This window comes from Halogeometricum sp. S3BR5-2, from assembly GCF_031624635.1.
GTDB classification, from domain to species: Archaea; Halobacteriota; Halobacteria; order Halobacteriales; family Haloferacaceae; genus Halogeometricum; species Halogeometricum luteum.
On sequence record NZ_JAMQOQ010000005.1, the window covers coordinates 338,009 to 361,795 of the forward strand.

Annotated in this window: 23 protein-coding genes; 14 read left to right on the top strand and 9 right to left on the bottom strand. The window is 68.9% G+C overall.

Features of this window, described 5'->3' with window-relative positions; translation table 11 throughout:
• Nucleotides 1–2 precede the first annotated feature (2 nt).
• The gene (locus NDI79_RS18375) at nt 3–1,142 is read left to right on the top strand and encodes a DUF7118 family protein (RefSeq protein WP_310930120.1); all 1,140 of its coding nucleotides are present in this window, start codon (nt 3–5) and stop codon (nt 1,140–1,142) included.
• A 73-nt stretch (nt 1,143–1,215) separates the two neighbouring features.
• On the opposite strand, the gene glmM is transcribed toward NDI79_RS18375, so the two are convergent.
• Nucleotides 1,216–2,580, bottom strand: a complete 1,365-nt coding sequence (glmM, locus tag NDI79_RS18380) for a phosphoglucosamine mutase (RefSeq protein ID WP_310930122.1) — start codon at nt 2,578–2,580, stop codon at nt 1,216–1,218.
• Nucleotides 2,581–2,796: 216 nt separating this feature from the next.
• Here glmM and hisA point away from each other — a divergent pair, with 216 nt between their 5' ends.
• Complete coding sequence (hisA, locus tag NDI79_RS18385) at nt 2,797–3,531, top strand: 1-(5-phosphoribosyl)-5-[(5-phosphoribosylamino)methylideneamino]imidazole-4-carboxamide isomerase (RefSeq protein WP_310930123.1); 735 nt, start codon at nt 2,797–2,799, stop codon at nt 3,529–3,531.
• 85 nt (nt 3,532–3,616) lie between these two features.
• Here hisA and NDI79_RS18390 read toward each other — a convergent pair whose 3' ends face one another.
• Nucleotides 3,617–3,802, bottom strand: a complete 186-nt coding sequence (locus tag NDI79_RS18390) for a hypothetical protein (protein WP_310930124.1) — start codon at nt 3,800–3,802, stop codon at nt 3,617–3,619.
• A gap of 375 nt (nt 3,803–4,177) precedes the next feature.
• Between NDI79_RS18390 and NDI79_RS18395 the strand changes: the two genes are divergently transcribed.
• The gene (locus NDI79_RS18395) at nt 4,178–4,846 is read left to right on the top strand and encodes a helix-turn-helix domain-containing protein (RefSeq protein ID WP_310930126.1); all 669 of its coding nucleotides are present in this window, start codon (nt 4,178–4,180) and stop codon (nt 4,844–4,846) included.
• Nucleotides 4,847–4,945: 99 nt separating this feature from the next.
• On the opposite strand, the gene NDI79_RS18400 is transcribed toward NDI79_RS18395, so the two are convergent.
• On the bottom strand, nt 4,946–5,758 hold the full coding sequence (locus NDI79_RS18400) for a TrmB family transcriptional regulator (RefSeq protein WP_310930127.1): 813 nt from the start codon (nt 5,756–5,758) through the stop codon (nt 4,946–4,948).
• 368 nt (nt 5,759–6,126) lie between these two features.
• Here NDI79_RS18400 and NDI79_RS18405 point away from each other — a divergent pair, with 368 nt between their 5' ends.
• Both NDI79_RS18405 and hisB read left to right on the top strand, forming a co-directional pair.
• Complete coding sequence (locus NDI79_RS18405) at nt 6,127–6,969, top strand: TrmB family transcriptional regulator (protein ID WP_310930128.1); 843 nt, start codon at nt 6,127–6,129, stop codon at nt 6,967–6,969.
• A gap of 87 nt (nt 6,970–7,056) precedes the next feature.
• Complete coding sequence (hisB, locus tag NDI79_RS18410; RefSeq protein WP_310930129.1) at nt 7,057–7,692, top strand: imidazoleglycerol-phosphate dehydratase HisB; 636 nt, start codon at nt 7,057–7,059, stop codon at nt 7,690–7,692.
• Between the two features lie 8 nt (nt 7,693–7,700).
• Here hisB and NDI79_RS18415 read toward each other — a convergent pair whose 3' ends face one another.
• Nucleotides 7,701–8,729, bottom strand: a complete 1,029-nt coding sequence (locus tag NDI79_RS18415) for a hypothetical protein (RefSeq protein ID WP_310930130.1) — start codon at nt 8,727–8,729, stop codon at nt 7,701–7,703.
• Between the two features lie 135 nt (nt 8,730–8,864).
• Between NDI79_RS18415 and trpY the strand changes: the two genes are divergently transcribed.
• The 4 genes from trpY to NDI79_RS18435 all read left to right on the top strand — a co-directional run bounded on the left by trpY (nt 8,865) and on the right by NDI79_RS18435 (nt 10,735).
• On the top strand, nt 8,865–9,368 hold the full coding sequence (gene trpY, locus NDI79_RS18420; RefSeq protein WP_310930131.1) for a TrpY family transcription regulator: 504 nt from the start codon (nt 8,865–8,867) through the stop codon (nt 9,366–9,368).
• 56 nt (nt 9,369–9,424) lie between these two features.
• A complete protein-coding gene (locus NDI79_RS18425) occupies nt 9,425–9,661 on the top strand; it encodes an antitoxin VapB family protein (protein WP_310930132.1) in 237 nt (78 codons plus the stop codon).
• Nucleotides 9,658–10,053 carry a PIN domain-containing protein gene (locus tag NDI79_RS18430; protein WP_310930134.1) on the top strand — a complete coding sequence of 132 codons (396 nt, stop codon included), beginning with the start codon at nt 9,658–9,660 and terminating at the stop codon, nt 10,051–10,053. The genes NDI79_RS18425 and NDI79_RS18430 overlap by 4 nt, the downstream gene beginning before the upstream one ends.
• A gap of 61 nt (nt 10,054–10,114) precedes the next feature.
• A complete protein-coding gene (locus NDI79_RS18435) occupies nt 10,115–10,735 on the top strand; it encodes an IMPACT family protein (RefSeq protein ID WP_310930136.1) in 621 nt (206 codons plus the stop codon).
• Nucleotides 10,736–10,790: 55 nt separating this feature from the next.
• Here the strand turns inward: NDI79_RS18435 and NDI79_RS18440 are convergent, their stop codons facing one another.
• The gene (locus NDI79_RS18440; protein WP_310930137.1) at nt 10,791–11,447 is read right to left on the bottom strand and encodes a cupredoxin domain-containing protein; all 657 of its coding nucleotides are present in this window, start codon (nt 11,445–11,447) and stop codon (nt 10,791–10,793) included.
• 472 nt (nt 11,448–11,919) lie between these two features.
• On the opposite strand from NDI79_RS18440, the gene NDI79_RS18445 reads away from it, so the two are divergent.
• A complete protein-coding gene (locus tag NDI79_RS18445) occupies nt 11,920–13,092 on the top strand; it encodes an NAD(P)/FAD-dependent oxidoreductase (protein ID WP_310930138.1) in 1,173 nt (390 codons plus the stop codon).
• A gap of 3 nt (nt 13,093–13,095) precedes the next feature.
• On the opposite strand, the gene NDI79_RS18450 is transcribed toward NDI79_RS18445, so the two are convergent.
• Genes NDI79_RS18450 through NDI79_RS18460 form a run of 3 tightly spaced genes read right to left on the bottom strand, consistent with a single transcriptional unit; the run spans nt 13,096 to nt 17,475 of the window.
• Nucleotides 13,096–15,912 (bottom strand): TRAP transporter permease, encoded by a 2,817-nt coding sequence (locus tag NDI79_RS18450; protein WP_310930140.1) that lies wholly within the window; start codon nt 15,910–15,912, stop codon nt 13,096–13,098.
• The gene (locus NDI79_RS18455) at nt 15,909–16,415 is read right to left on the bottom strand and encodes a DUF1850 domain-containing protein (protein WP_425499631.1); all 507 of its coding nucleotides are present in this window, start codon (nt 16,413–16,415) and stop codon (nt 15,909–15,911) included. Before NDI79_RS18455 ends, NDI79_RS18450 begins: the two co-directional genes overlap by 4 nt.
• A gap of 10 nt (nt 16,416–16,425) precedes the next feature.
• The gene (locus tag NDI79_RS18460) at nt 16,426–17,475 is read right to left on the bottom strand and encodes a TAXI family TRAP transporter solute-binding subunit (RefSeq protein ID WP_310930141.1); all 1,050 of its coding nucleotides are present in this window, start codon (nt 17,473–17,475) and stop codon (nt 16,426–16,428) included.
• Nucleotides 17,476–17,637: 162 nt separating this feature from the next.
• On the opposite strand from NDI79_RS18460, the gene NDI79_RS18465 reads away from it, so the two are divergent.
• Nucleotides 17,638–19,710 carry a S9 family peptidase gene (locus NDI79_RS18465; RefSeq protein ID WP_310930142.1) on the top strand — a complete coding sequence of 691 codons (2,073 nt, stop codon included), beginning with the start codon at nt 17,638–17,640 and terminating at the stop codon, nt 19,708–19,710.
• A gap of 346 nt (nt 19,711–20,056) precedes the next feature.
• On the top strand, nt 20,057–20,434 hold the full coding sequence (locus tag NDI79_RS18470; protein WP_310930143.1) for a DUF8097 family protein: 378 nt from the start codon (nt 20,057–20,059) through the stop codon (nt 20,432–20,434).
• Between the two features lie 26 nt (nt 20,435–20,460).
• Here NDI79_RS18470 and NDI79_RS18475 read toward each other — a convergent pair whose 3' ends face one another.
• Nucleotides 20,461–21,558, bottom strand: a complete 1,098-nt coding sequence (locus NDI79_RS18475; RefSeq protein WP_310930144.1) for a glycoside hydrolase family 26 protein — start codon at nt 21,556–21,558, stop codon at nt 20,461–20,463.
• 168 nt (nt 21,559–21,726) lie between these two features.
• Here NDI79_RS18475 and NDI79_RS18480 point away from each other — a divergent pair, with 168 nt between their 5' ends.
• Together NDI79_RS18480 and NDI79_RS18485 are read left to right on the top strand one after the other, a co-directional pair.
• The gene (locus NDI79_RS18480; protein ID WP_310930145.1) at nt 21,727–22,038 is read left to right on the top strand and encodes a TackOD1 domain-containing metal-binding protein; all 312 of its coding nucleotides are present in this window, start codon (nt 21,727–21,729) and stop codon (nt 22,036–22,038) included.
• Nucleotides 22,038–23,747, top strand: a complete 1,710-nt coding sequence (locus tag NDI79_RS18485) for a glycosyltransferase family 2 protein (protein WP_310930147.1) — start codon at nt 22,038–22,040, stop codon at nt 23,745–23,747. The genes NDI79_RS18480 and NDI79_RS18485 overlap by 1 nt, the downstream gene beginning before the upstream one ends.
• The last annotated feature ends 40 nt before the right edge of the window (nt 23,748–23,787 follow it).

The window sequence follows — 23,787 nt, forward strand, 5'->3', positions numbered from 1 at the left end:
AGATGACCGACGAACATTCGACTCCCACCGCGGCCGAGGCCGAGGACCTGCGCGAACGACTCGCGGCGGCGCGCGAGGCCCGCGACGACGCGGAGGAGTCGGTCGCGGAGACGGGCGAGGAGTCCGTCGTCGCCGCCGCCGACGCCTACCGGAAGGCGACGCGCCTCCTCGACCGCTACGAGGACTCCGCCGTGGGGTCCGGCGACTTCCAGGCGTACGTCGAGTTCCAGGACAAGTTCCTCGGACTCGTCGAGGACCTCCCGGAGGACCTGCCGTACCGCGACGCGTTCGAGGCCGCGGCCGACCGACTGGACCGCCGCCGCCTCCGCGAACGCGACTTCGAGGGCGCGCGCGAGGACCTCGAACCCGCCGCTTCCGCCGTCGACAGCCTCGACCGCAGGCGCGAGGCGCGCGAGGAACTGTCGTCGGCCCAACGCGACGCGAAACTCCGTCGGAAGGACATCGACGCCCGCCTCGAGGAACTGGAGCGACTGCTCGAACTCGGCGAGGCGGACGTCGAGGCGCCCGTCGAACGCCTCCGCGACCCCGTCGAGGCGTACAACGACGCCGTGACCGAGGAGTTCCGGACGTACAAGCGCGAGGAGTCGGCGTACGAGGTTGTCACGACTATCGAGGCGACCGAGTGGTACTCGCTCGTCGACTACCGGACGCCGCCGCGGGACCTCCGGGAGTTCGTCCGCGAGAGCCCCGACGCCGACGAACCGATTCCGCAACTGCTGGAGTTCGCCGACTACACGGGGTCGAAACTCGACCACTACGCCGAGGACCCGGCGGCCCTCCAGACGGCCGTCGCCGTCCACCGGACGTACCTCGAACGCCTCGACGCCGACCCCCTGCGCGTGTCGTTCCCGCCGCCGCCGGCCGAGACGCTCCGTCGCCGCGCGGACGAACTCATCTCGGTCTTGAACCGTTTCGCGGACGAGGAGACGATAGCCCGTCTGCGCGAGGTTCGGAAACTGACTCAGTTGGAGGAGTACGACCGCCTCCGGACGGCGGCGCGCGCCCGCACGGAACTGACGGACGACCAACTCGACCGACTGCGCTCGGGCGCCGTCGAGACGGACCTGCGCGAACTCCGCGAGGCGCGCGAGAACCTGACCGCCGAACTCGACGAGGACTGAACGGTCTCGGCCGTCGGCGCGTCCGCGGTGCCGGCCCCATCGACGCGCTGCTTCTTCCGACCGCGTGACGGAATCAGACCCGGTCGAGCGCGTCTTTCAGCGCCTCTTCGGCGCCCGACGCGAGTTCGGTGGCGCGCTCTTCGTTCCGCGCCTCGGCGTAGACGCGCACCTTCGGTTCGGTGCCGGAGGGGCGCACGAGCACCCACGCGTCGCCGTAGTCGAGGCGGTAGCCGTCCGTCGTGTTCGGCGTCGCCTCGGACGCTTCGGCGTACTCGTGGGCGGCGTCGAGCATCGCTTCGAGTTCCGCGTCGCTCTCGTAGGGGAGGTTGACGCGGACGTTCACGTAGTCGGAGTACGGGGCGACCACCTCGCTCGTCGGCCGTTCGGCGACGAGTTCGAGGAACTTCGCGGCGGTGTAGGCGCCGTCGCGGACGAGGCGGTAGTCCGGGAAGAAGACCCCGCCGTTGCCCTCGCCGGCGACGGGGACGGTTTCGCCCCGCGCCCAGAGGTCCCGGATTCGAGTGATGATGTTCGTCGCGCCGATGGGCGTCAGTTCGAGGTCCGCGCCCGTCTCCTCGCAGACGTCGACGAGTCGCTGGGAGACGTTGACCGCGGCGACGGTGGTGTCGTTCGGCCCGAGGTGGGCCGCGGCGAGGGCGGCCAGCGACGCCTCGCCGGCGACGAACTCGCCGTGCTCGTCGACGAAGACGGCCCGGTCGGCGTCCCCGTCGTGGGCGACGCCGACGTCGGCGTCGCTGGCCTTCACGAGGCGGCAGAGGTCGCCGAGTTTGCTGCCGACCGGTTCGGACTCGCGACCGGGGAAGCGGCCGTCGGCGTTGGCGTTGACGGTCACCACCTCGCAGCCGAGTTCGCGGAAGAACTCGGGGCTGGTGAGACACCCGGCGCCGTGGCCGGGGTCGAGGGCGACGGTCAGGCCGGCGTCGGCGATGGCCTCGCGGTCGGCCGCGGCGAGGAGGTCCTCGACGTACTCGCGGTTCGCGGAGTCGACCTCGCGTATCTCGCCCACCTCGTCCCACGCCGCGGTGGCGAAGTCCTCCGCGAGGATGTGCTCTTCGATGCGCTCTAAGTCGGACACGGAGAGTTCGACGCCGTCGTCGCCGACGAGTTTGATGCCGTTGTACTCCGGCGGGTTGTGCGAGGCGGTGACGACGACGGCCGGAACCTCCTCCACCTCGCAGTAGCGGACGACGCCCGGCGTCGGGACGGGTCCGAGCACGTCCACGTCGACGCCGACGCTGGCGAGGCCGCTCGTCGCCGCGTCGGAGAACATCTCGCCCGTCGTTCGGGTGTCCCGCGCGACCACCGCACGGTCCGACGCCCAGACTGTTCCGGCCGCCTTCGCGACTCGCAGGACGAACTCGGGCGTGAGACCGTCACCCACCACGCCCCGGGTCCCGCTCGAGCCGAACAGCTTCATTACCTCCTTTTGATTCGTCCGGCGTCAAAGCGGTTGCGAATCGATTCCTTCGAATCGCTCGCGTCTCTCCCGAACGATGTCCACGTTTTCGCCCCTCGCGGCTGACGTTCCGGGGCCGGTCCGCTCCCCGGCGGCCGCGTCGACCCGGCCCCGACCCGCGCCCGCACGTCAGCCGTCTCCGGTGACTTTACGCGCGCCGGGCGTTCACGCTCCGGTATGACGGAGGCGTTTCCGACGTTCGAGGTGGTCCCCGCGGTGGACATGCAGGACGGCGAAGTCGTCCAGTTGGTGCAGGGCGAACGCGGCACCGAGACGCGCTACGGCGACCCGGTCGAGGCCGCGGAGCGCTGGGTCGACGAGGGGGCGCGCACGCTCCACCTCGTCGACCTCGACGGCGCGTTCGAGGGCGAGCGAAAGAACGCCGACGCGGTGGAGGCGGTGGTCGAGGCCGTCGACGTGCCCGTCCAGTTGGGCGGCGGCATCCGGTCGGCCGACGACGCGGTCGAACTGCTCGAACTCGGCGTCGAACGCGTCATCCTCGGCACCGCGGCCGTCGAGACGCCGGAGATAGTGGGCGAGATAAGCGAGTCGCACCCCGACTCGGTGATGGTGAGCCTCGACGCCAAGGACGGAGAGGTCGTCGTCTCGGGGTGGACCGAGGGAACGGGGCTGGACCCCGCCGAGGCCGCCGCGCGCTACGAGGACCTCGGCGCGGGCGCGATACTGTTCACCGACGTGGACGTCGAGGGGCGGTTAGAAGGGGTTCAGACCGACGTGACGAGTCGGGTCGTCGACGCCGTCGACATCCCGGTCGTCGCCTCCGGCGGCGTCGCGTCGCTCTCCGACGTTCGAGCACTGAAAGAGGCGGGCGCGGCGGCCGTCGTCGTCGGGACGGCCCTCTACGAGGGGACGTTCACGCTCGGAGAAGCGCAGGCGGCGGGCCGCGAGTAACGGGAGTCCTCGCCGCTCGTCGCGCGTTCGGGGCCGAGTCGCGCGCTCGCGGCCGCGCGCTGTTCTCGCCGCATCGCCGGTCCGGTCACTCCACGTCCCGCCGTCGCTTCCCGCGCGCCGGCCGGTCGGTGGTGACTCTCGCCACCGCGGCCGTCGACACGAGGGCGATCAGCGCGACGCCGAGCGCGGTCCCGGTGCCGGACTGCGCGAACAGCAGGAGGCATCCGAGCGTCAGCGTGTACAGCGCCACCGCCGCTCCCTTCATGCGCATGGCTACTACTCTCTTGACGGCCCGAGACGCATGAATATCCGGCAGACACCCGTCAGACGGTATGCAAGCGGCATGCACTGAACGTCCGGATGTCCCGACGATGCGAGACCCGGTAGTGTGACGATGTGAAGTAACGACAGGGACTTCAGACGTGTAAACGTCTTCTGTACCACTGTTCGTCGCGGAGCGTACCCGCGGGAACAGGGTGAAAAATTCAGATGTACTTCGATACAACGTCAGTCTCGACCGAGTCGCCACGAAGACTTGTTACCGGCCGTCGACAGCCGGCCACCCCCTTCAGCCAGGATGAATCGCACGCGGCCATCGCCGCCGCCCGGATCGGGGCGTTCCCCCTGCCCGCGGAGTCGTGGTGAGATGCTGCTAGAACTCTCGGTACCGGTCGGCGCGTTGGGACTCGTCGCTCCCGAGGCGTCTCTCCCGTCGCTCACCGTCGAATTCGAGCGCACCGTGTTCGCTTCGGACTGTACCTCCTTGGTCGTCGTTTCGGACGAGGACGCGGCGTCGACGGCGGCCGCGTTCCGGGAGCGCCCTATCGTCGAGGACGTCCTCCGCGTCGACGAGGTGGAGGACGGAGTGGTCTATCGACTCTCGTGGGGCGAGACGTTGCCCGACCTGTTCCAGCGTATCCGAGAGTTCGACGGCGCGCTCCTCCGGGCCAGTTCGCACGACGGGAAGTGGCATCTGGCGATTCGGTTCCCGGACCGCGTGACGATGTCGAAGTTCTACGTGACGTACGACGACTCCGCGTATCCGATAACCATCCATCGCATCAGCGCGTCCGAGCCGGCGGTCAACGCGTCGGAGGACCGTCTGACACCGACGCAGCGAAAAGTGCTCCGACGGGCGTGGGAAGGCGGGTACTTCGACATTCCGAGGCGGATGCCGCTGACGGAACTCGCCGACGAGTTCGACGTCTCGGATACCGCAACCTCGCAGACGCTGCGACGCGGAACCGCCAACCTCCTCGGACGATACCTCGGCGGCTCCAAGCGGAACGAATCCGTGAACCCCCCCGATAACTGACGGGGTACACGCGCGTCTGCCGGCGGTCCCCGCCGACGCGTCGCTCGTCCGATAGTGACGACGCGGGTCGAGAGCGTCGCTTCGGGAGTCCTCGCGCACTCAGCCGCGGGTGCGTTCGTCGCTCTCGTCGCTTCCGAGCTGCCACGTGAACATGGCCCTCAGTACGACGACTAGACTGTTGGTTTCGCCCGCTCCCCAGATGGCCGTTTCGTCGCGGGGTTCCGGCGGGTGGTCGCCGTTCCCTCGGACGAGGACGCTCACGAGCGTCTTCTTCCCGTCGACCATCAGGAGCCGACCGGCGGGGGTCTCCGACCACACCCACAGCGATTCGAACAGTTCTGCGTCCGGGACCGCGTCTTGGATATCCCCCTGTACGGACTCGGAGAGTCCGGCCACCCGGACAGTGACGCCGCGGTCGGCGGCCGCGCGAAGCCGAGCGACTATCTCCTCGGTGAGGAGTTCTTCGACCGTCATGATCGCGATTTCGTCGGTCGCGGTCTCGACGAGCTCGGTGACGCGGTCGGCGATCGTCTCGCGCCCGGTGACGGTCCAGACGCCGCGTTGTTCGGCCGTCGCCGACGCCGGTTCGACGTCGTTCAACGCGTTGATCAGTCTGTCCAGTCGGCGGGTGTACTCGCGTTCGAGCCGCCGTCTGGTCGTCTCCGAGGAGACGACCCAGAACTGCTTGGGAGAGGACTGCCGTACGTCGACCAACCCCCGTTCCCGCAGTTCCTTGACGGCGTCGTACACGCGCGTTCGGGGGACGTCGGATACGTCGCTGACGTCCCGTGCGGTCCCTCTTCCGAGGCTGGCCAGCGCCACGAACGTCCTGGCGGCGTAGCTACTCAGCCCGATGGCTTCGAGTTGTTCGACGGCGACGGCGTCCGGAGCGGTCGGAGAATCTGTGGGCATGGTGGCACGATCTCTCGTTCCGAAACTGCCCGGAGGCAGTTTCGGCGCACGGCCGCAGTGAGGTTGGGACCCAGTCGGGCCGTACGCTATCTACCGCTGCGTTCTCCTTCGGTATATTTGTATTGTGATTAAGTGAGTGAACGGAACGTCGGGACGCAGTGTGCCCCCCCCTGCATCGATATTCATAGAAAGAATCCTGTGATTATCTGAGTGAACCCAGTTTTCAAGTCGTTCACCGACGTAGATAACACGTCTCTGACACTCGCCGTATCGATTCCGAGGACGACGCGCTGGAGCGGAAACGTCTTTCGTCGCGACATTGAACTGCGAGGTAGCGACTGGATAGCCGGTCTATGAGGTTGGGACCCATGGATGACCTAACAAACGTCGAACGAGCGATCGAACTGCTCCAGAAGCTCGGGCTGAAAGAGTACGAAGCGAAGTGCTTCGTCGCGCTCTCACAGCTTCCGAGCGGAACCGCGAAACAAATCAGCGAGATATCCGAGGTACCCCGAACCCGCGTCTACGACGCGGTCAGGGTGCTCGAAACGAAGGGGCTCGTCGAGATACAGCACTCGAATCCGCAGCGGTTTCGCGCGGTGCCCATCGAGGAGGCGGCGGAGACGCTCCGGTCCGAGTACGAGTCGCGGACGGACTCGCTCCGAGAGACCCTTCGCGGCATCGACTCGGCCACCGTCGACGACGACGTCGACGTCTCGCACGAGGTGTGGGCGCTCTCCGGACACGCGGCCATCGCGACTCGGGCGACGCAACTCATCGACGAGGCCGAACGGGAAGTCGTCCTCATCGTCGGCACCGAGGAGACGCTGACCGACCAGTTGACCGGCCGTCTGGAGTCCGCTCAGGACCGCGGCGTCGACGTCATCGTCGGGACCGTCTCCGAGGCGTTGCAGGAGGAGGTACGCGGAACGCTCCCGAACGCTGAGGCGTTCGTCTCGGGGCTGGACTGGTTGCGTCCGGCGATGTCGGGTGACGAGACGGAGATCACTCGACTCCTGTTAGTCGACCGCTCGACCATCCTCGTGAGTACCGCACACCGGCCCGACGGGACGGAGAGCGCCCCCGAGCAGGCGGTGTTCGGACGCGGGTTCGACAACGGCCTCGTGACCATCGTCCGCCGCCTGATGGCGACGGGGCTGTTCCCCCTCGGCGATTCGGACGGCGTCGAATCCGACCCCGACGCCTCGTGACGGACGTCGGGACGTGATACCGACCGACGAACGACCCCGTTGTTCCGAGAGCGCAACCGTGATACCGCCCCGCGACGACACGCCGGTATGACCGACGACGCCGACTCCGACGCGGACCCGGACCGAGACGCCGGGGCCGCCTCGCGCGCCGCCGCCATCTCCCGCGAGACGGCCGAGACGACCATCGACGTGACGCTGCGCGTCGACGGCGACGGGGACAGCGTCGTCGACACCGGCGTCGGGTTCTTCGACCACATGCTCGAAGCGTTCGCCAAGCACGGGCTGTTCGACCTGACCGTCCAGTGCGACGGCGACCTGCACATCGACGACCACCACACCGTCGAGGACGTGGCCATCGTCCTCGGCGACGCTTTCGAAGAAGCCCTCGGTGACAAGCGCGGCATCGTCCGGTACGCCGACCGGAAGGTCCCCTTAGACGAGGCCGTCGCGGGCGTCGTCGTGGACGTGAGCGGCCGCCCGTACTTCGACTTCGACGGCGCGTTCTCGCAGGACGAAATCGGCGACTTCACGAGCGACATGGCCCGGCACTTCGCCTACTCGCTGGCGATGCACGCCGGCCTGACGCTGCACACGGAAATCGAGGGGGACAACGCCCACCACGAGGCCGAGGCGCTGTTCAAAGCGCTCGCCCGCGCACTGGACGACGCGACGCGCGTGGACCCGCGGCGCAGCGACACCCCGAGCACGAAGGGGGCGCTCTAGCTCCCCGCTCAGGCTTTCTGAAGTCGTCCGTCCTCTTCCTCCAGCACGTCGCGCCGAATCGCGTAGTCGATGATGGCGTCAACCTCCGAGCGATCGAGGTCGTACGCGCCGGCGGCGACGTCGGCGAACTCGTCGCGTTCGACCGGAAGGTCGCGGTTGTTCAGCAGGCGCATCACCCGCCGGAACTTCTCCGGTTCGGCCTCGATGGCCTCCGCGTCGTCCAGTTCCTCGCTCGCCGCCGCCACGCCCTCCCCCACGTCGTCTTCGACTTCGTAGTCCTCGGCGGGGTCGTCGGCGGACTGCCGCCTGTCGGCGTCGTCGACCTCGTAATCTTCGGCCGGTCGGTCCCCGAACGTCTCCTCGTCGCTCGTCTCCGCTCGACGCTCCTCGTCGGCCGCGGGAGCGCCGTCCTCCGTCGCGGCCGGGGTCTCGGCGTCCGTCGCGGCCTCCGTCTCTTCGGCTACCGTCTCTTCGTCGACCTCGTAGTCCTCGGCCGGCCGGTCACCGAACGTCTCCTCGTCGCTCGTCTCCTCGTTCGGCGTCGCTCTGTTCCCCTCGTCGTCGACGTCGGTCGTTTCGCCGTGGGCCGCTTCGTCCCCGTCGTCGCCGTCGGTTCCGCCGTCGGCGCTCCGGGCCGCGTCTCCGGCTTCGGTCGTCATCGGCGTCGCGTCCGTCGCGTCCGGTGCGTCCGGGGCGTCCGGTGCGTCCGGTGCGTCCACCGTGTTCGCCGTCGAGGTGGCGACGGGGCGTTCGGTGATGTCGCCCTCCCGGTTGCTCATCCCCGACGCGGAGACCGGTTCGGGAGACTCGCCGCGCCCCCGTTCCTCGACGGCGGTGTCTCTGCTCGCCGCCGCGTCGAAGCCGAGACGGGCCAGGAGGGGGTCGACGACGGTTTCGAGCGTCTGGAGGCAGTCGTCGCAGAGGACGACGCGACGCTGTTCGTCTTCGGTCGGCGAGAGTTCCGCGGGCAGGACCTCGTAGATGCCGCTGGCGTCCTCGCCGCAGAAGTCACACGAGCGAAGCTGTCGCATGGGCATGGTTCGGGATGCTCACCGCGGGCGGTTAAAGCCTCTCGCCGCGGGACGGGACCGATTTCGGCCCTCCCGCGGTCGTCCCCTTCCGGCGGCGAACGAGGGATTAATGCCGCCGCCTTCCAATCTCCCGGAAAGGCGATGTTCGACGAGATAATGCGGAAGTTCGAGGGCAGTCCGAGCCAACAGGAGGTCATCCGCCTCCTCCTCGAACGGGGGTTCTCCGTCAACGACGAGGGGCGCGTCGTCTCCGGCGGCATCGAGATTCCGAACACCGGCATCGCCCGCGAAATCGGCGTCGACCGCCGCGTCGTCGACTCCACCACCAGCGCCATCCTCGACGACGAGCAACTCCGCCGCATTTTCCAGAACATCTCCTCGATTCCCAGCCTGATGGACCTCGCGCCCGTGCTGGACCTCTCGGTTCTCACCGTCGAAGTCGCGGACGCCGACGCCCCCGGCATCGTCGCAGAGATAACCTCTCGGCTGGCAGACCGCGACATCTCCATCCGCCAGACGGTGAGCGAGGACCCCGAGTTCACCGACGACCCGAAACTCTACGTCGTCACCGACGAACCGGTCCCGGGGGACCTGCTGAACGAACTCTCCGGACTCCCTTTCGTCCGCCGTATCAGCATCGCGTGAAGGCGCCCTCCGAAGTCGGCGCAATCTTCTTGAGAGCGTATATTCGAATATACGGCATGACGAAGACGATTCGCGTCTCCGACGAGTACCACCGGTACCTCAAATCACACAACCGGGAGGGGGAGACGATGGAGGAGACGCTCCGGCGACTGACGCGCGGCCCGGACCCGTCGGACCTCGCAGGCTTTCTCACGGACGACGAGGCGCGGCGGGCGAAAGAGGCGGTGAAGCGGCGACGCGAGGGCGACGTCGAGAAGAAAGACGCGGCGCGCGAGGCGTTCTCCGACGGATGATTCTCGATTCGACGTATCTGTTCGATCTGATGCGCGACGACCCGGACGCGTTCGACAAAGGAACCGAACTCGTCGAACGTGGCGAGATACAGTGGCTCCCGACGCCCGTGGTCGCGGAGGCTTTCTACGGGGTGGCGACCGTCAGGAGCGACCGGACGGAGTCCGAACTCAGAAACAGGCTACTCGGCTACCCGCGGATCGAACTGGACGAGGAAATTGCCCGGCGTGCGGGGCTCCTCCTCGCGCGGGCTGACGACGAGGCGGGCGGCGCGTCGGGTGTCGGGTGGAACGACGCGCACATCGGCGCGACGGCCGACGTCTTCGGTGACACCGTACTGACCGAGAACGTCGCGGACTTCGAGAAACTCGGCGTGTCGGTCGAGACGTACTGAGGCCTCGATCACCCTCCGTCGCGACCGAACCCTTTTGACCGAACCCGCTCCACCTCCCACCGTGACCGACGCCTACCGCACCGTCGCCGGCCCCGGCGAGGCCGATTTCGAGATTCGCGGCTCCGAGTTCATCGGCTACGTCGACCGGGCGAACACGGTCGAGGAGGCGGAGGCGTTCGTCGACGCGGTGCGGGAGCGACACGCCGACGCGACGCACAACGTGCCCGCCTACCGCGTGCCCGCCGGAGGCGAGTCGGCGGGGTCGGGGGAGATGCTCCGCGAGTACTCCTCGGACGACGGCGAGCCCTCCGGTTCCTCCGGAAAGCCCGCCCTGAACGTCCTCGTCCAGCAGGACCTCAGAAACGTCGTCGCCGTCGTCACGCGCTACTACGGCGGCACGAACCTCGGCGTCGGCGGCCTCGCCCGCGCGTACTCCCGCGGCGTGAAGGACGCCGTCGACGCGGCCGGAATCGTCGAGGAGGTGCCGCACGAGACGTTCTCAGTGACGGTCGCCTACGACGACTCCGGCACCGTCCGGGGCATCTTAGAGAGCGCCGGCGTCGAGTTCGACGCCGCCTACGAGGCCGACGTGTCGTTCGACGTGCGGGTTCCGGTCGAGGACGGGTCCGGTCTGCGCGACCGGATTCGAAGCGCGACCAGCGGACGCGCGGACGTCGAGTGAGACCGTCGTCGACCGCGTATCCGGTTCTCACCCGACTCGGAAACCTATCGCCCGTCTATCCCCTGTACATCGGCGGGATATCGTCCCAGCGGATTCGCCCCGCCTCGATTATCCGCTCCGGGCGGAGTTGCGGCGCACGCAGCACCTTCGCACCGACGTCCGTCGGCGGATACAGCGTGACGTTCCCGACTTCTTCCGGCGGCGTGATGGGGTCGGTGCCGGGACCCGTCGCCGACCCGCAGACGATTCGCACGACCATGCCGAGGAACTCGTGCGGCAGGCACATCAGGTCGTACACGCCCTCACGTTCGAACCGATAGAGGAAGTAGGTGCCCGGCCAGAGGATGGGCGAGGAAATCACGGGCTCTGCGCGGGGGACGCGTAGCTTGTATCCGAAGACGGGGTGGTACGACGATACGGTGTGAATCTCCCGTCTGACGTCGAACCGGACCGTCTCACCGGGTTCGATGTACAACCCCACCGGGTCGAAGAACCACTGGCCCTGCTCGAACGCCTCGGACGGGGCCCTGACGTCCAGCACCACCTCGTGGTCCGGTTCGACGGGCGGGTCCCTCGCCGCGAGGTCCGAGTAGCCGAACCCCGGACGAATCGCCCGCCCGCCCTCCCCGGCGGCGCCATCGTCGGTGGTTTGAGCGAACGCGGTCCCGGCCACGGCTGGGAGGACGGCGCTCGCACCGAGAGCTCTCATCATCGCGCGTCGGTTCAGCGCGGGGCGGAAACTCTCCCGCATCCTCGCGCCTTCGGAATCGTGGTCTCTCATCGCGTCTCACCCCGCTCCGTACAACATGTACGGAGATAACCACGATTGCCCGCGCCTCGGAATATCTCGGCGCTCAAACAGTACTGACGCTTCGAGCCTGTTCTCCCTCGAATTTCTAATACTGGTCTCGTTCCCATCGCTGACGCCGAACGAGAGTGTCCAAAACTACCCATAGAAACAGCACGCGGGAACCGTGCCCGGAACTGAAAACCGTCTTACATTCCGTTCAGAGCGTTCGACTCTACCGACTCCGCCGCCGCCGCCCGGGCTCGGTGCGTCGACTGTGTCCGTGTGCGTGGACGCGACGCCCCGTCTCGGTCGCTCTCCGCGCACACGGACACAGTCACCACCCCGGACCGCCGGAATCGACACACTCTCACGAACCGATTCCGTCGCCGTCGGTATGACAGACCGATACGAGGCGGTCGTGGTCGGCGGGGGCATCGTCGGGTCGTCCGTCGCCTACCACCTCGCCCGCGAGGGAGTCGAGACGCTCCTCGCGGACCGGCGCGACGAGGGCCGGGCGACCGACGCCGGCGCGGGCATCCTCTCGCCGGCGACGACCAGCAGGGACAACGAACCGTGGGTCGAGTTCGCTATCGAGGCCGTCGGCTACTACGACGAACTGGTCGCGGCGCTCGAACGCGAGCAGGACGGCCCGCACGGCTACGCCGAACGCGGCGTCCTGAGCGTCGCCGTCGACGACGACGAGGTGGAGGCGTTCGAATCGACGACGGAACTCATCGAGGAGCGACGCGAGCGCTTCGGCGTCCCCGAACCGGGGTCGCTGCGGGAACTCGACGCCGAGGAAGCGAGGGCGCGGTTCCCGCCGCTGGCTGACGTGGAACGCGCGCTCTACTACGACGACGCGGCCCGAGTCGACGGGCGGACGTTCGAGTCGGCGCTCCGGCGGGCCGGCCGGACGCACGGGCTGACCGAACGCGAGGCGAGCGTAGGGGAGTTGGTTCTCGGAGGTGGCGGAGACGAGAACGGGGCCGGAAGTCGAGAAGTCGACGGCGTCGTCCTCGACTCCGGCGAGCGAATCGACGCCGAGAACGTCGTCGTCGCGGGCGGCGCGTGGTCCGAGTCGTTCGGGTCGCAACTCGGCGTCGAGGTGCCCGTCGAACCGCAACGCGGGCAAATCGTCCACCTCGACGTGGACGCCGATACCGACGGCTGGCCCATCGTGAGCCCCTTTCGGGGTCACTACATGGTGTCGTGGGACGACGGCCGCGTCGCCGCCGGCGCGACCCGCGAGGCGGGGTCCGGGTTCGTCCCGCACACGACGGTGAAGGGCCTGCGCGAGGTGTTCGACGAGGTGCTCCGCGTCGCCCCCGGCCTCGCAGACGCCTCGCTCCGCGCCTCGCGCGTCGGCCTCCGGCCGCTGACCCCCGACGGTCTGCCCGTCTTGGGCGCCGTCCCGGGCGTGGAGGGGGGTTACCTCTGCACGGGGCACGGACCCACGGGTCTCCAGTTGGGACCGTACAGCGGGAAAGTGGTCGCCGACGTCGTGCGCGGCGAGGTGCCGGGGATGGAGAACGCGGACCTCGACCGGTTCTCCGTCGACCGCTTCTGACGCTCAGTCGCTCGTCGTCGCGGCCGTCGGGTTCGGCTTCTCGTCGGCCCCGCGGCGGTTCCGGAACGCGAGCAGTGCGAACAGGACGCCGCCGGCGGCGCGCATCCCGATGTCGAGGAGGAGCGGTTCGCCGAGGTTCGTCAGGACGCCGACCAGTCCGAGCACGTCGGTGACGGCGTTCAGAAGCAGCATCGGCGCCATGAGCAGCAGCGCCGCGACGGCGTAGAGGACGCGTTCGCCGGCGCCGACGGTGCGGTAGAGGAAGCCGATGACGGTCACGCCGAGGGCGACGACGCCGAGGAACACCCCGGCGACGGGGATGACCACCTCGGGGAGGAAGTACGCCACGTCGGTCACGTCGGCCGTCGTGAGGACGCGGGCGGACTCGCCGCTCCCGCGGAGGAGCAGGATGCCGGGGGTGAGCGCGAACGCGAACGGCACGATGGCCTTGTTGAGCGACAGCGAGAACGCCTGCACCCCCGTTTGGAACGGATCGGACTTCGCTATCCCGGAGGCGGCGTAGGCGGCGACGGCCACCGGCGGCGTGATGTCCGCGATGACGCCGAAGTAGAGGATGAACAGGTGCGCCGCCAGCAGCGGAATGTCCGAGGACTGCGCGATGGCCGGCCCGAGGAGCGAGACGAGGATGATGTACGTCACCGTCGTCGGCATCCCCATCCCGAGGATGATGGACGCGACGGCGGTGAACACCAGGAGGAGGACGAGCGACCCGCCCGCAGTCGTGCGGATGAGCGCCGTCAGGTTGGGGCCGAGACCCGTCGCGCTGACGACGCCGGGGATGATGCCCGCGGCGGCGACGGCGACGACGACTTCCGTGGCGGTGCGCGCGCCGGAGTCCATCGACTTGCCGACGAACACGCTGTAACGGAACGCGTTCAGGCGGGCGAGCGCCGGCCGGCCGACCGACCGCGCGACTCGCTCGCCGGCCTCGTCGACGGCGGCGTCCAAATCGAGCAGCGGCGCGTCGATGCGCGGCCGGACGAGGAGGAACGCGAGGCTGACGACGACGACGATAGTCCCGAGGTCCCCGCCCGCGGCGAACACGGCCTCCACGGGGCCCATCGCCTCCTCCGCGCCGCCCGTCGCGGCCGCGAGGACGCCGACGTCGGTCAGGAGGTAGGAGACGACCTGCGCGGCCGTGAGTGCGGCGATAGCGCCGACCAACGGCACCCGCGTCCGGCGGTTGTACGCCGCGACGAAGGCGACCAGCGCCATGATGGCGACCAGGGTGAACCACGCCGACCGCGCGACGGTGAGTCGCTCGACCAGCAGGTAGAACAGCAGCAGGCCGACGGGGAGGAGGTAGAACCACCCGACGCGGAGGTGCGCTCCGAGGTCGACAACCTCGCTGCGGTCGAGGCCGCCGATGTCCGCGCGGACGGCTTCGAGGTGGACCATCACCCAGACCCCGAAGAAGAACACGATGGCCGGGATGGTCGCGGCGATGATGATGTCCGAGAAGGGGACGCCGATGAACTCGATCATCAGGAACGCCGCCGCGCCCATGACCGGTGGTAAAATCTGACCGCCCGAGGAGGCCGAAGATTCCACGGCGCCCGCGAACTCCGGGCGGTAGCCCGACTTCTTCATCAGGGGGATGGTGAACGCCCCCGTCGTGACCGTGTTGGCGATGGAGGAACCGGATATCATCCCCATGAACCCGGACGCCAGAATCGAGGCCTTCGCCGGACCGCCCCGGCGCGTCCCGGTGGCGGCGTACGCGAGGTCGATGAACCACTGGCCGGCGCCGGACATCTCCAGGAACGCGCCGAACAGGATGAAGATGTAGATGAACTGCACCGAGACGGTGACGGGGATGCCGAAGACGCCGTTCTCGGTGTTGTACCAGAGGTTCTGGACGATGTTCGCCCACGACCCCTCGGTGATGGAGAGGACGCCGATGACCGGCGTGTCCGGCGCGATAAAGTAGCCGTACCGCGCGTAGACGATGAACGAGGCGACGATGAGCATGAGGTAGAGGCCGAGGGCGCGGCGGGTCGCCTCCAACACGAGGAGGACGCCCACGGCGCCGAGGAAGAACGGGTAGGAGACGTCGGCCAGCGGAATCCCGACGGCGCTCACCGCCTCGGCGAGGACGCCGAACGGGCCGAGGTACTCCGCGACGGACCGGCCCGCCGCCAGCCCCAGCACGCGGAGTTGCTGTATCTCGTCCCACTCGGTTACCATGTACTGCGCCGTGGCGACCGAGAGGAGGATACAGACGAGGTCCGCGGGCGTCACGCGGTTCCGCTCGCCGTCGACGACCGCCCAGCGGACGCCGCCTCTGACCGCCGTCGCCCCCCGCGCTATCGGGCTGTCGGCGCCGAACCGCGCGCGCGCCGCGGGGACGACGCGTCCGAGACGCCGCGAGACGGCCCCGGAGCCGTCGGTCGGGGGGAAGAGGACGAACGCGAGGACGAGGGCGAACGCGACGTGGACGGCGTTCACTTGGAGCAGTTGGAGCTGTCCGACTCCCACCTCGCCGACGAGGGGGAGGTCCACCTCGAAGGTGAACCCGCGCGCGGCGAGCCACATCTGGTACAGCGAAAAGGCGATGCCGACGACGGAGACGAAGAGGGCCGCGTAGCCCGAGAGGGAGCGCTTCCGCTCTATCTCCTGGAGGAGTTCCTCGGCCTCCTCGTCGCTCAGCGCGTCCGCTTCTTCGTCTCCGGAGTCCCGACCGTCGTTTCGGCCGTCGCGGTCCCGGCCGCCGTCGGCGACCGCGCGGACCCGCGCGTTCGTCTCGGGGTCCGTCCCCGCTCCGTCACCGCTCCGAGGGTCGTCTGTGTCTGATGTCATAGCTTGCTACCTGCCAGCGAGAGGGCGTGCGAGAGCGCGGACCGGCGCTCGACCGCCAACCGGACCGACCGGGCGTCGGAGAGGGCGACGAGGTCGTACGTCTCGTCGCCGACGCGGAGTTCGTGGCCCGCGACGTGACCGGGCTTCACGTACAGTTCCTCGTACGTGCCCTCGGGGTCGAAGACGAACGTCCCGTTCTCGACGGTCACGTCCGCTCGCGCCGGGAGCCCCGCTCCGTAGGACTCGAACTCCATCCGCGTCATCGTGAGGTTCGTCCCGTCGACGGCGTAGCCGTCCAGCACGCGCGTCTTCTCCACGCTGTGGGTGTATTCGAGGGCGACGGGCGTCCCCTCGGAGACGGGAACGGTCAGAAGCGTCTCGCCGGTCTCGGCGTCCTCGACCGTCAGCACGCGGTCGTCGGGCGTCGCCGCCCCCGCCCCGGCGACGAGGAGGACGAGGACGGCGAGACCGGCGAGCGAGCGCGCGGTTCGTCTCGGCGTCACGACCGACCGCTTACCCGAAGTACGCCTGCGCGCCCGGGTGGAGGTCGATGGACATCCCGTCCTGAGCGGACTCCGCCGAGATGAAGTCGGTCTTGATGGTGAGTTGGTCCGTGTTGTCGAAGATGGCCGCCGTGACCTCCTCGACCGTGGCCTCGTCCACCTGCGTCGTCGTGGCTATCATCGCCTGCACCGACACCGTCGGGACGGCGGAGTCGAGGCCGTACGTTCCGGAGGGCACCTCGTCGTCGGCGTAGAACGGCGCGGCGTCCTTGACCGCCTGCCTGTTGTCGCCCTCGACGGGGACGACGACGACGTCCTCGGTCGCCGCCAGTTCCTCGATGGCGCCGACGGGCCACCCGCCGACGACGAACGCCGCGTCGATGTCGCCGTTCTTCAACTGGTCGGACGCCGTGGAGAACCCGGTGTTCTGTTCCTCGTAATCCGAGACGCCGAGCGCTTCGAGGATCTGCGTCGCGTTCACCTGCGTCCCCGACCCGAGGTCGCCGGTGTTGATAGTCGCCCCCGAGAGGTCCGAGGGGGACTCGATACCCGTTCCGGCGAGCGTGACGATGTGGATGGTCTCGGGGTACAGCGTCGCGACGCCGCGGAGGCTCTCGACGGCGTTCCCCTGGAAGGCGTCGATGCCCTCGCCGTTGAACGCGAAGTAGGCGATGTCGTTCTGGATGAGCGCGAAGTCGGCCTCGCCGCGGGCGAGACTGCCGACGTTCTCCACCGACGCCCCGGTGGACTGCACCTGTAGCGTGTAGTCGGTGTTGCCCTCGACGACGGTCTTGAACTCGTTCGACAGCGGGAAGTACGTCCCGCCGGTCCCGCCGGCGTGCCACGAGAGGCGCCCGCTACCGCCGGACCCGCCGGACCCGCCCGACGACTCCGTCTCGGTGTCCGTTCCCATCTCCGTCGACTCGCCTTCGCCGCCGGAGGTGGTCGTCTCGTCCTCGCCTTCGCCGCCGTTGCCGCCGCTCGAACAGCCCGCGATACCGACCAAGCCCGCCGCGCCGGTCGCTGCGATGAACTGACGGCGCCGCATCTTATCTGCCATATTCCCGTACCTACCCCCGCCACGTATATACGGATTTTTATCAATTACCGGATTATCTGCAAATACGGAAGTTAATCTCAACTCAGATACACGTTAACACCCGTCAGCGGCCGTCCCCGCCGGTGGGCGTAACGCTTTCAGCGGAGGTGTCGAAGCCGGAGTATGACTCACGTCGCCGCGACGGACTACCACGACATCGTGCAGGTCGAGGACCCACGCGTGTCGCCGGACGGGGGGCGCGTCGCGTTCGTCCGCAAGGAACCGAAGGACGAGGAGTCCTACGAACAGACCGTCTACGTCGTCCCGACGGACGGGAGCGCGGACCCGCGACGACTCACCATCGCGGAGGGGGTCGACTCCCAACCTCGCTGGAGTCCGGACGGCGACCGACTCGCGTTCGTCTCCACGCGCGGCGCCGACGACGACCGGCCGCAGTTGTGGGTGCTGCCCCTCGGCGGCGGCGAGGCCGAGCGAATCACGGACGTGCCCGGCGGCGTCTCCGGCATCGAGTGGAGTCCGAACGGGCAGCGAATCGCCTTCCAGCAGGCGACGACGGAAACGGAACGAGAGGACGGCATCGACGTCGGCCTCGACGGCGAGGAGTACGAACGCGAGACGCCGGACCCGCGCGTCGTCGACCGACTCGTCTACCGACAGCACGAGCGCTACCGCGACGGAACCGTCGCGCACGTCTACGTCGCGGACGTGGGAGAGGGCGGCGACGCGGACTCCTATTCGGACCGCGTCGACCGCCTCACCGACGGCGACTTCGACCACGTCTCGCCGGCGTGGCGCGACGACGGGACGCTGTACTTCGGCGTGAAATACCCGCAAGGGGAGGTCGAACCCGACGACAGCGTCGTCATCGACATCCGGTCGCTGGACCTCGACTCCGGCGACCTCTCGGACGTGACGCGGACGACGTGCTGGGCGCTGGTGATGGACGTGGCCTCGGACGGCCGCGTCGCCTACGGCCACACGCCGGAGGAGCGACTGTCGATGCGAAGCTCCGATGTTCGCGTGTACGACCCCGAGACGGACGAGACTGTCACCCCGACCGCGAACCTCGACCGCACGGTCGACCTCTCGGGGTTCGAGTGGGGGCCGGGCGAGGAGTTCGTCTACTTCCTCACGCCCGACGAGGGTCACTACGTCTCGCGGCGAGTCAGGGGCGACGCCGCCGAAGACCCCGAACTCCTCGTCGGCGAGGGCCACGCGACGACCGTCTCCGTCGGCGGCACCCCCGAAAACCCGGTGGTCGCCTACGCCAAGAGCGAGTGGGACCACCGCGGCGACGTGTTCGCCTTCGAAGGGGGAACGGAGACGCGTCTGACCGAGGTGAACGCCGACTACCTCGCCGGCGTCGACGTGGGGGAACCCGAGGAGATACGGTTCGAGTCCGACGGCGAGGAGGTGCAGGGGTGGCTGTTGACGCCGCCGAACGCCGGCGAAGAGGAGTCCCATCCGCTCGTCGTCGAGATTCACGGCGGCCCGCACGCCATGTGGACCGCCTCGGGGACGATGTGGCACGAGTACCAACTCCTGGCCGCCCGCGGTTACGCCGTCTTCTGGTCGAACCCGCGCGGGTCGACGGGCTACGGCGAGGCGTTCGCCACGGCCATCGAGTCCGACTGGGGCGACGTGACGATGACGGACGTGATGGCCGGCGTCGAACTCGTCTGCGAACGCGACGACGTCGACGAGTCGAACGCGTTCGTCACCGGCGGGTCGTTCGGCGGGTTCATGACCGGATGGATCGTAGGCCACACCGACTTCTTCGCCGGCGCCGTCGCTCAGCGCGGGGTGTTCGACCTCTCGTCGTTCTACGGGTCGACGGACGCGTTCAAACTCATCGAGGGCGACTTCGATTCGACGCCGTGGGAGGACCCCGAGTTCCTCTGGGAGCAGTCGCCCGTCGCCTACGCCGACGAGGTGACGACGCCGACGCTGGTGATGCACGCGGACAACGACTTCCGCGTCCCGGTCAACAACGGCGAGATGTTCTACCTGTTCATGAAGAAGAACGGCGTCGAGACCCGTCTGGTGAGATACCCCCGTGAGGGACACGAACTCTCCCGGTCGGGCGAACCGGCCCACGTCGTCGACAGACTCGAACGCACCGTCCGCTGGTTCGACGGCTACTCCGAGCATCACGGCGCGTCGAAAGCGCTCGAACGCGGCGACGACGGCCTCTCGGCCGCCGAGAGCGACGACCAAGACGAGGACGCGAAGTAACCTCGTTTCCGGGTTGAGTATATAGCTCACCGCGCGGTCCGGGGGGCTGTTTCGGCTCCGCTTCTCGCCCCGCCGTCCGACCGCAGTCGCCCGTTTTCGAGCCGAAGCGAAGGGGTTCGCGGAGGGGACCCGACGGCGGCCCGGAAGGTACCCGCGACTACGTTTCCCACGGGTGCCGTCGAGTGGTCCGTTTCGTGTCGTTCGGTTCGAAAGAAAACCGCATGACTGCGGCCGTGTTCCATTCGAAGCGAGGGGGTTCCCCGGCGGTCGACGGGGAACGGAGACGACATCGGCGCCCGCGGGTCCGACGCAACAGTGATGGGTACGCGGGCTAAATGGCAACCCAATGAAACGAAGAACGACCGCCCGCCTCGAACTCCTCGTCGGACTCGCGACGCTCGGGTACGCGGTGTGGCTCCGACGGTTCCTGCGCCGGCACGGCGAAGACGTCGAACCGCTCTCACCCTTCGCATTCGTCGCGGGGGCGGTGACCGCGGCGGCGCACCGGAACCTGTACGACCGCGACGTCGGCCGCATTCGGACGAGTCGCCGCCGCGGCCTCCTGTTCGGCCTCTGTAACGTCGGATGGCAGCGCCTGCTCCGACGGCGCTCCGCGGACCCGGACGCGTTCCGGCACGGCTACGGCCTCGGCCGCGGCGTCGGCACCGTGCTCTACCGGACTTGGTTCGGTCTCCTTCGCGACCTGCCGGGCGACGACGAGTAGGACGCCTCCCCCGAGTCCGGACGGACTCAGAACTCGCCGCGGAACTCGCTATCAGTTAGTCGTCGCGGGTCGGTGGGGTGCGCGCCGAGCGTCGACTCCCGTTCCATCACGCGCTTGTAGGCGTCGTATACGTGGACCGTCTCGCCGTCCACCGTCGCCTCGTCGGTGCCGCGGACGCCGTCGAAGACGCGCCAGTCCGTCTCCTTCGCGTGCTCGAACCACGAGACGAGTTTCACGTCCTCGGCGGCGACGTAGTCGTAGAAGTCGGCTATCCACGCCGCCTTCCGCGCGGGGTCGTTGCCGCCCTCGACTTCGCTGGAGCAGGCGACTTCGGTGATAGCGAGAGGGGCGTCGGTGACGCTCCGAACCCGCTCGAACGCCTTCGAGTATATCTCCGGGGGGTCGAACCATCCGGCCCACTCCCACCAGTTGTAGCCGTTGACGGCCGCCCAGTCGACGGCGTCGTCGCCGGGGTAGTAGCGCGGAATCGGGATACCGCCGCGACCGCCGGCGTTCGGTCCCCACACCCACTGCACGTCCGTCGGGCCGAGTCCCGTCGCCATCACGCGGCCGCGCACGCGGCGGAACATCTCGATATAGTCCTCGGGCGTCGACCCGCCCGCGGGCGCGCCCCACTTCACCCAGTCGCCGTTCATCTCGGGGGCGAACTCGACGAAGAGGCGGCGGTCCGGGCGGCCGACTCCGCGGCGGACCCACCCGGCGATGGCCTCGCCCCACGCGTCCACCCGGTCGTCGTGGTCGCCGGCGGCCACGTCGGCAGAGACGGTGGTCGGCGTCTCTTCTTCCGTTCCGAACGTCGGTTCGAGCACGAGCATCGGCACCTGTCCCCGCGCCCAGACGGCTTCGAGCGCCGACATCGTCCACGCTATCTCCTCGTCGGACTGCCCGAGGGCGGCGTACTGCGTGACGACGGCGTGTCGCTTCCCGGTCCAGCGCTCGAAGCGGTCGAGCGTCTCCACGGTCGGTCGCTCCACCGAGACGCCGGCGAGGAAGCCGCCCGTCCGCGTCGCTCCCGTCTCCGAGGCGGTCCGCATCAGTCCCGCGACGCCGACGGCGGCGCCCGCCGACGCGCCGACCAACCCCAGAAACTGCCGTCGTTCCATACGCGCTTTCCGTCCCGACTCGGCATTAGTAGCGCACCGCTACCCCGGCTTCTCCCCCGCTAAACCGGTCGTTTCACCGTCCGAGACCGGTTAAACGACCGATTTCGTCCCGTCGCGTTTTCGGTCACCGACTCGATAACAATATCTCTGAATTTCATCTATCGGAGTATGTTGGATGGAACACACGCGTCCGCTTCTCGGAGCCACCGCGCGGACCCGGACTGTCCGGACTGCGGCGAGGGTCGGGTGCGGCGGGTCGGCGCGTTCGAGCACGTGCGGTGCGGATTTGTCGACGTCGTCGCCGCCTTCGACGCCGACGGTCCGAACGCCGTCTGTCCGAAGTGCGACGCGACGCTCGCGCCGGCGGACGAGGACCTGCGGTGCGTCGGCTTCCTGTACGACTGCTCGTCCTGCGACCACCGGTTCGACGCGCCGGTTTCGTTCGCCTCGCGCCTCCCCCGGACGGCGGAGTCCGACTGATGGCGGCGGCGCCGCCGGACCGGGCGGCCCGGTGGACCGGCCGCGCCCCGGTGCAGTTGCTGCTCTTGCTCGTCGCTGTCCTCGCCGGGACGCTGCTGTTTCCGGCCCGTCTCGTCCTCGCGCCGCTCGGATTCGCGCTCGTCCTCTCGGCCCTGCTCTTCGCCGCCGAGCGCTGGCCTCGCGGCTTCGACCGACTCTTCGCCGCATCGCTGCCGGTTCCGGTCTGGGCCGCCGCCGCGGCGCTCCTCGCTCTCGCGTTCTCGGGCGCGCTCACCGTCGCCGAACGGCTCACGGCCGAGACCGCCGCGTTCGCCCTGCTCACGTCGCTGTGCCTCCCGTGGCTCGTCGCCCTCGCTTTCGACGGGAACGCCCGCCGAGCCGCGTCGACGCGGCTTCGGGTCCCGACGTGGCCGCTCTCCGTCCTGTCGCTGCTCGGTCTCACCGGCGCGTTCGTCTTCGGCGGACGCCTCCCCTCGGCGTTCGAGGCGGCCGTCTTCGCGGGCTTTCTCGTCGTCTCCTGCATCGTCGCGGTGGTCGTTCCCTTGACGCTCGCGCAGGTCCGCGGCCGCCCCGAACTGGACGAGACGTTCGGCGGCGACGCGCCGTTCGTGAGCGTGCTCGTCCCCGCGTACAACGAGTCCGACTACGTCGGCGCCTGCGTCGAGTCGATACTCGCCTCCGACTACCCCACAGACCGGATGGAGGTACTCGTCGTCGACGACGGGAGCACCGACGGCACGTACGCGGAGGCGGCCGCCTACCGCGACGACGACCGGGTGTCGGTGTACCACCGCGCGAACGGCGGCAAGCACGCCGCGCTGAACTTCGCGCTCTCGTGTAGCCGCGGCGAGTTCGTCGTCACCGTCGACGCCGACAGCGTCCTCGACGCCGGGGCGCTCCGGACGGCGGCGGCGAAACTCGACGCGAACCCGGAACTGGGCGCCGTCGCCGGCACCGTCGTCATCGACAACCCCGAGGGCGTCGTCGGCGGCGTGCAGGCGCTGGAGTACGTCCTCGGCATCAACACGCTCAGGCGCGCGTTCTCCCACCTCGGGTCGGTGATGGTCGTCCCCGGCTGTCTCGGCGTGTTCCGCCGCGAGGCGCTGGTCGGCGTCGGCGGCTACGACCCCGACACCGTGACCGAGGACTTCGACCTGACGCTCTCGCTCCTGAAGGCCGGCTGGCGGGTGGAACTGTCCGAGGGCGTCGTCTACACCGAGGCGCCGTTCTCCGTCTCGGACCTCCTCCACCAGCGACTCCGCTGGACCCGCGGGAACGTCCAGACGCTCTGCAAGCACCGCGACGTGCTCTGGACGCCGGCGTACGGTTCGCTGCATCGGTTCACGTTCCCCCTGTGGGCGTGCTCGCTGCTTCTCGTCCCGTTGGCGGGGGCGCTGGTCACGGCGACGCTCGTCGGCGCGGCGCTCCACGGCACCCTCCCCGCCGTCGCCCTCGCCACCGGCTACTTCGTCGTCGTCCTCTCGCTCGTCGCGGCGACGGCGCTCGACGTGTCCGGGAGCGACTGGCGACTGCTCGCGTACGTCCCGCTCCACGTCGTCGGCTACCGGCAGTTCCTCGACTTCGTGGTGTTCCGGACGCTCGTCGGCCTCCTCCGCGGGTCGACCGAGCGCTGGGAGTCGGTCGCGCGGGCGCGTCAGGAGCCCTCGGACGCGCCGTCCGCCGGCGTTCGCGCCCCCGCCGACGACTGAGCCGAGACAGGCCGGGGCGGGGTCGCGGCAAGCGGAGAGG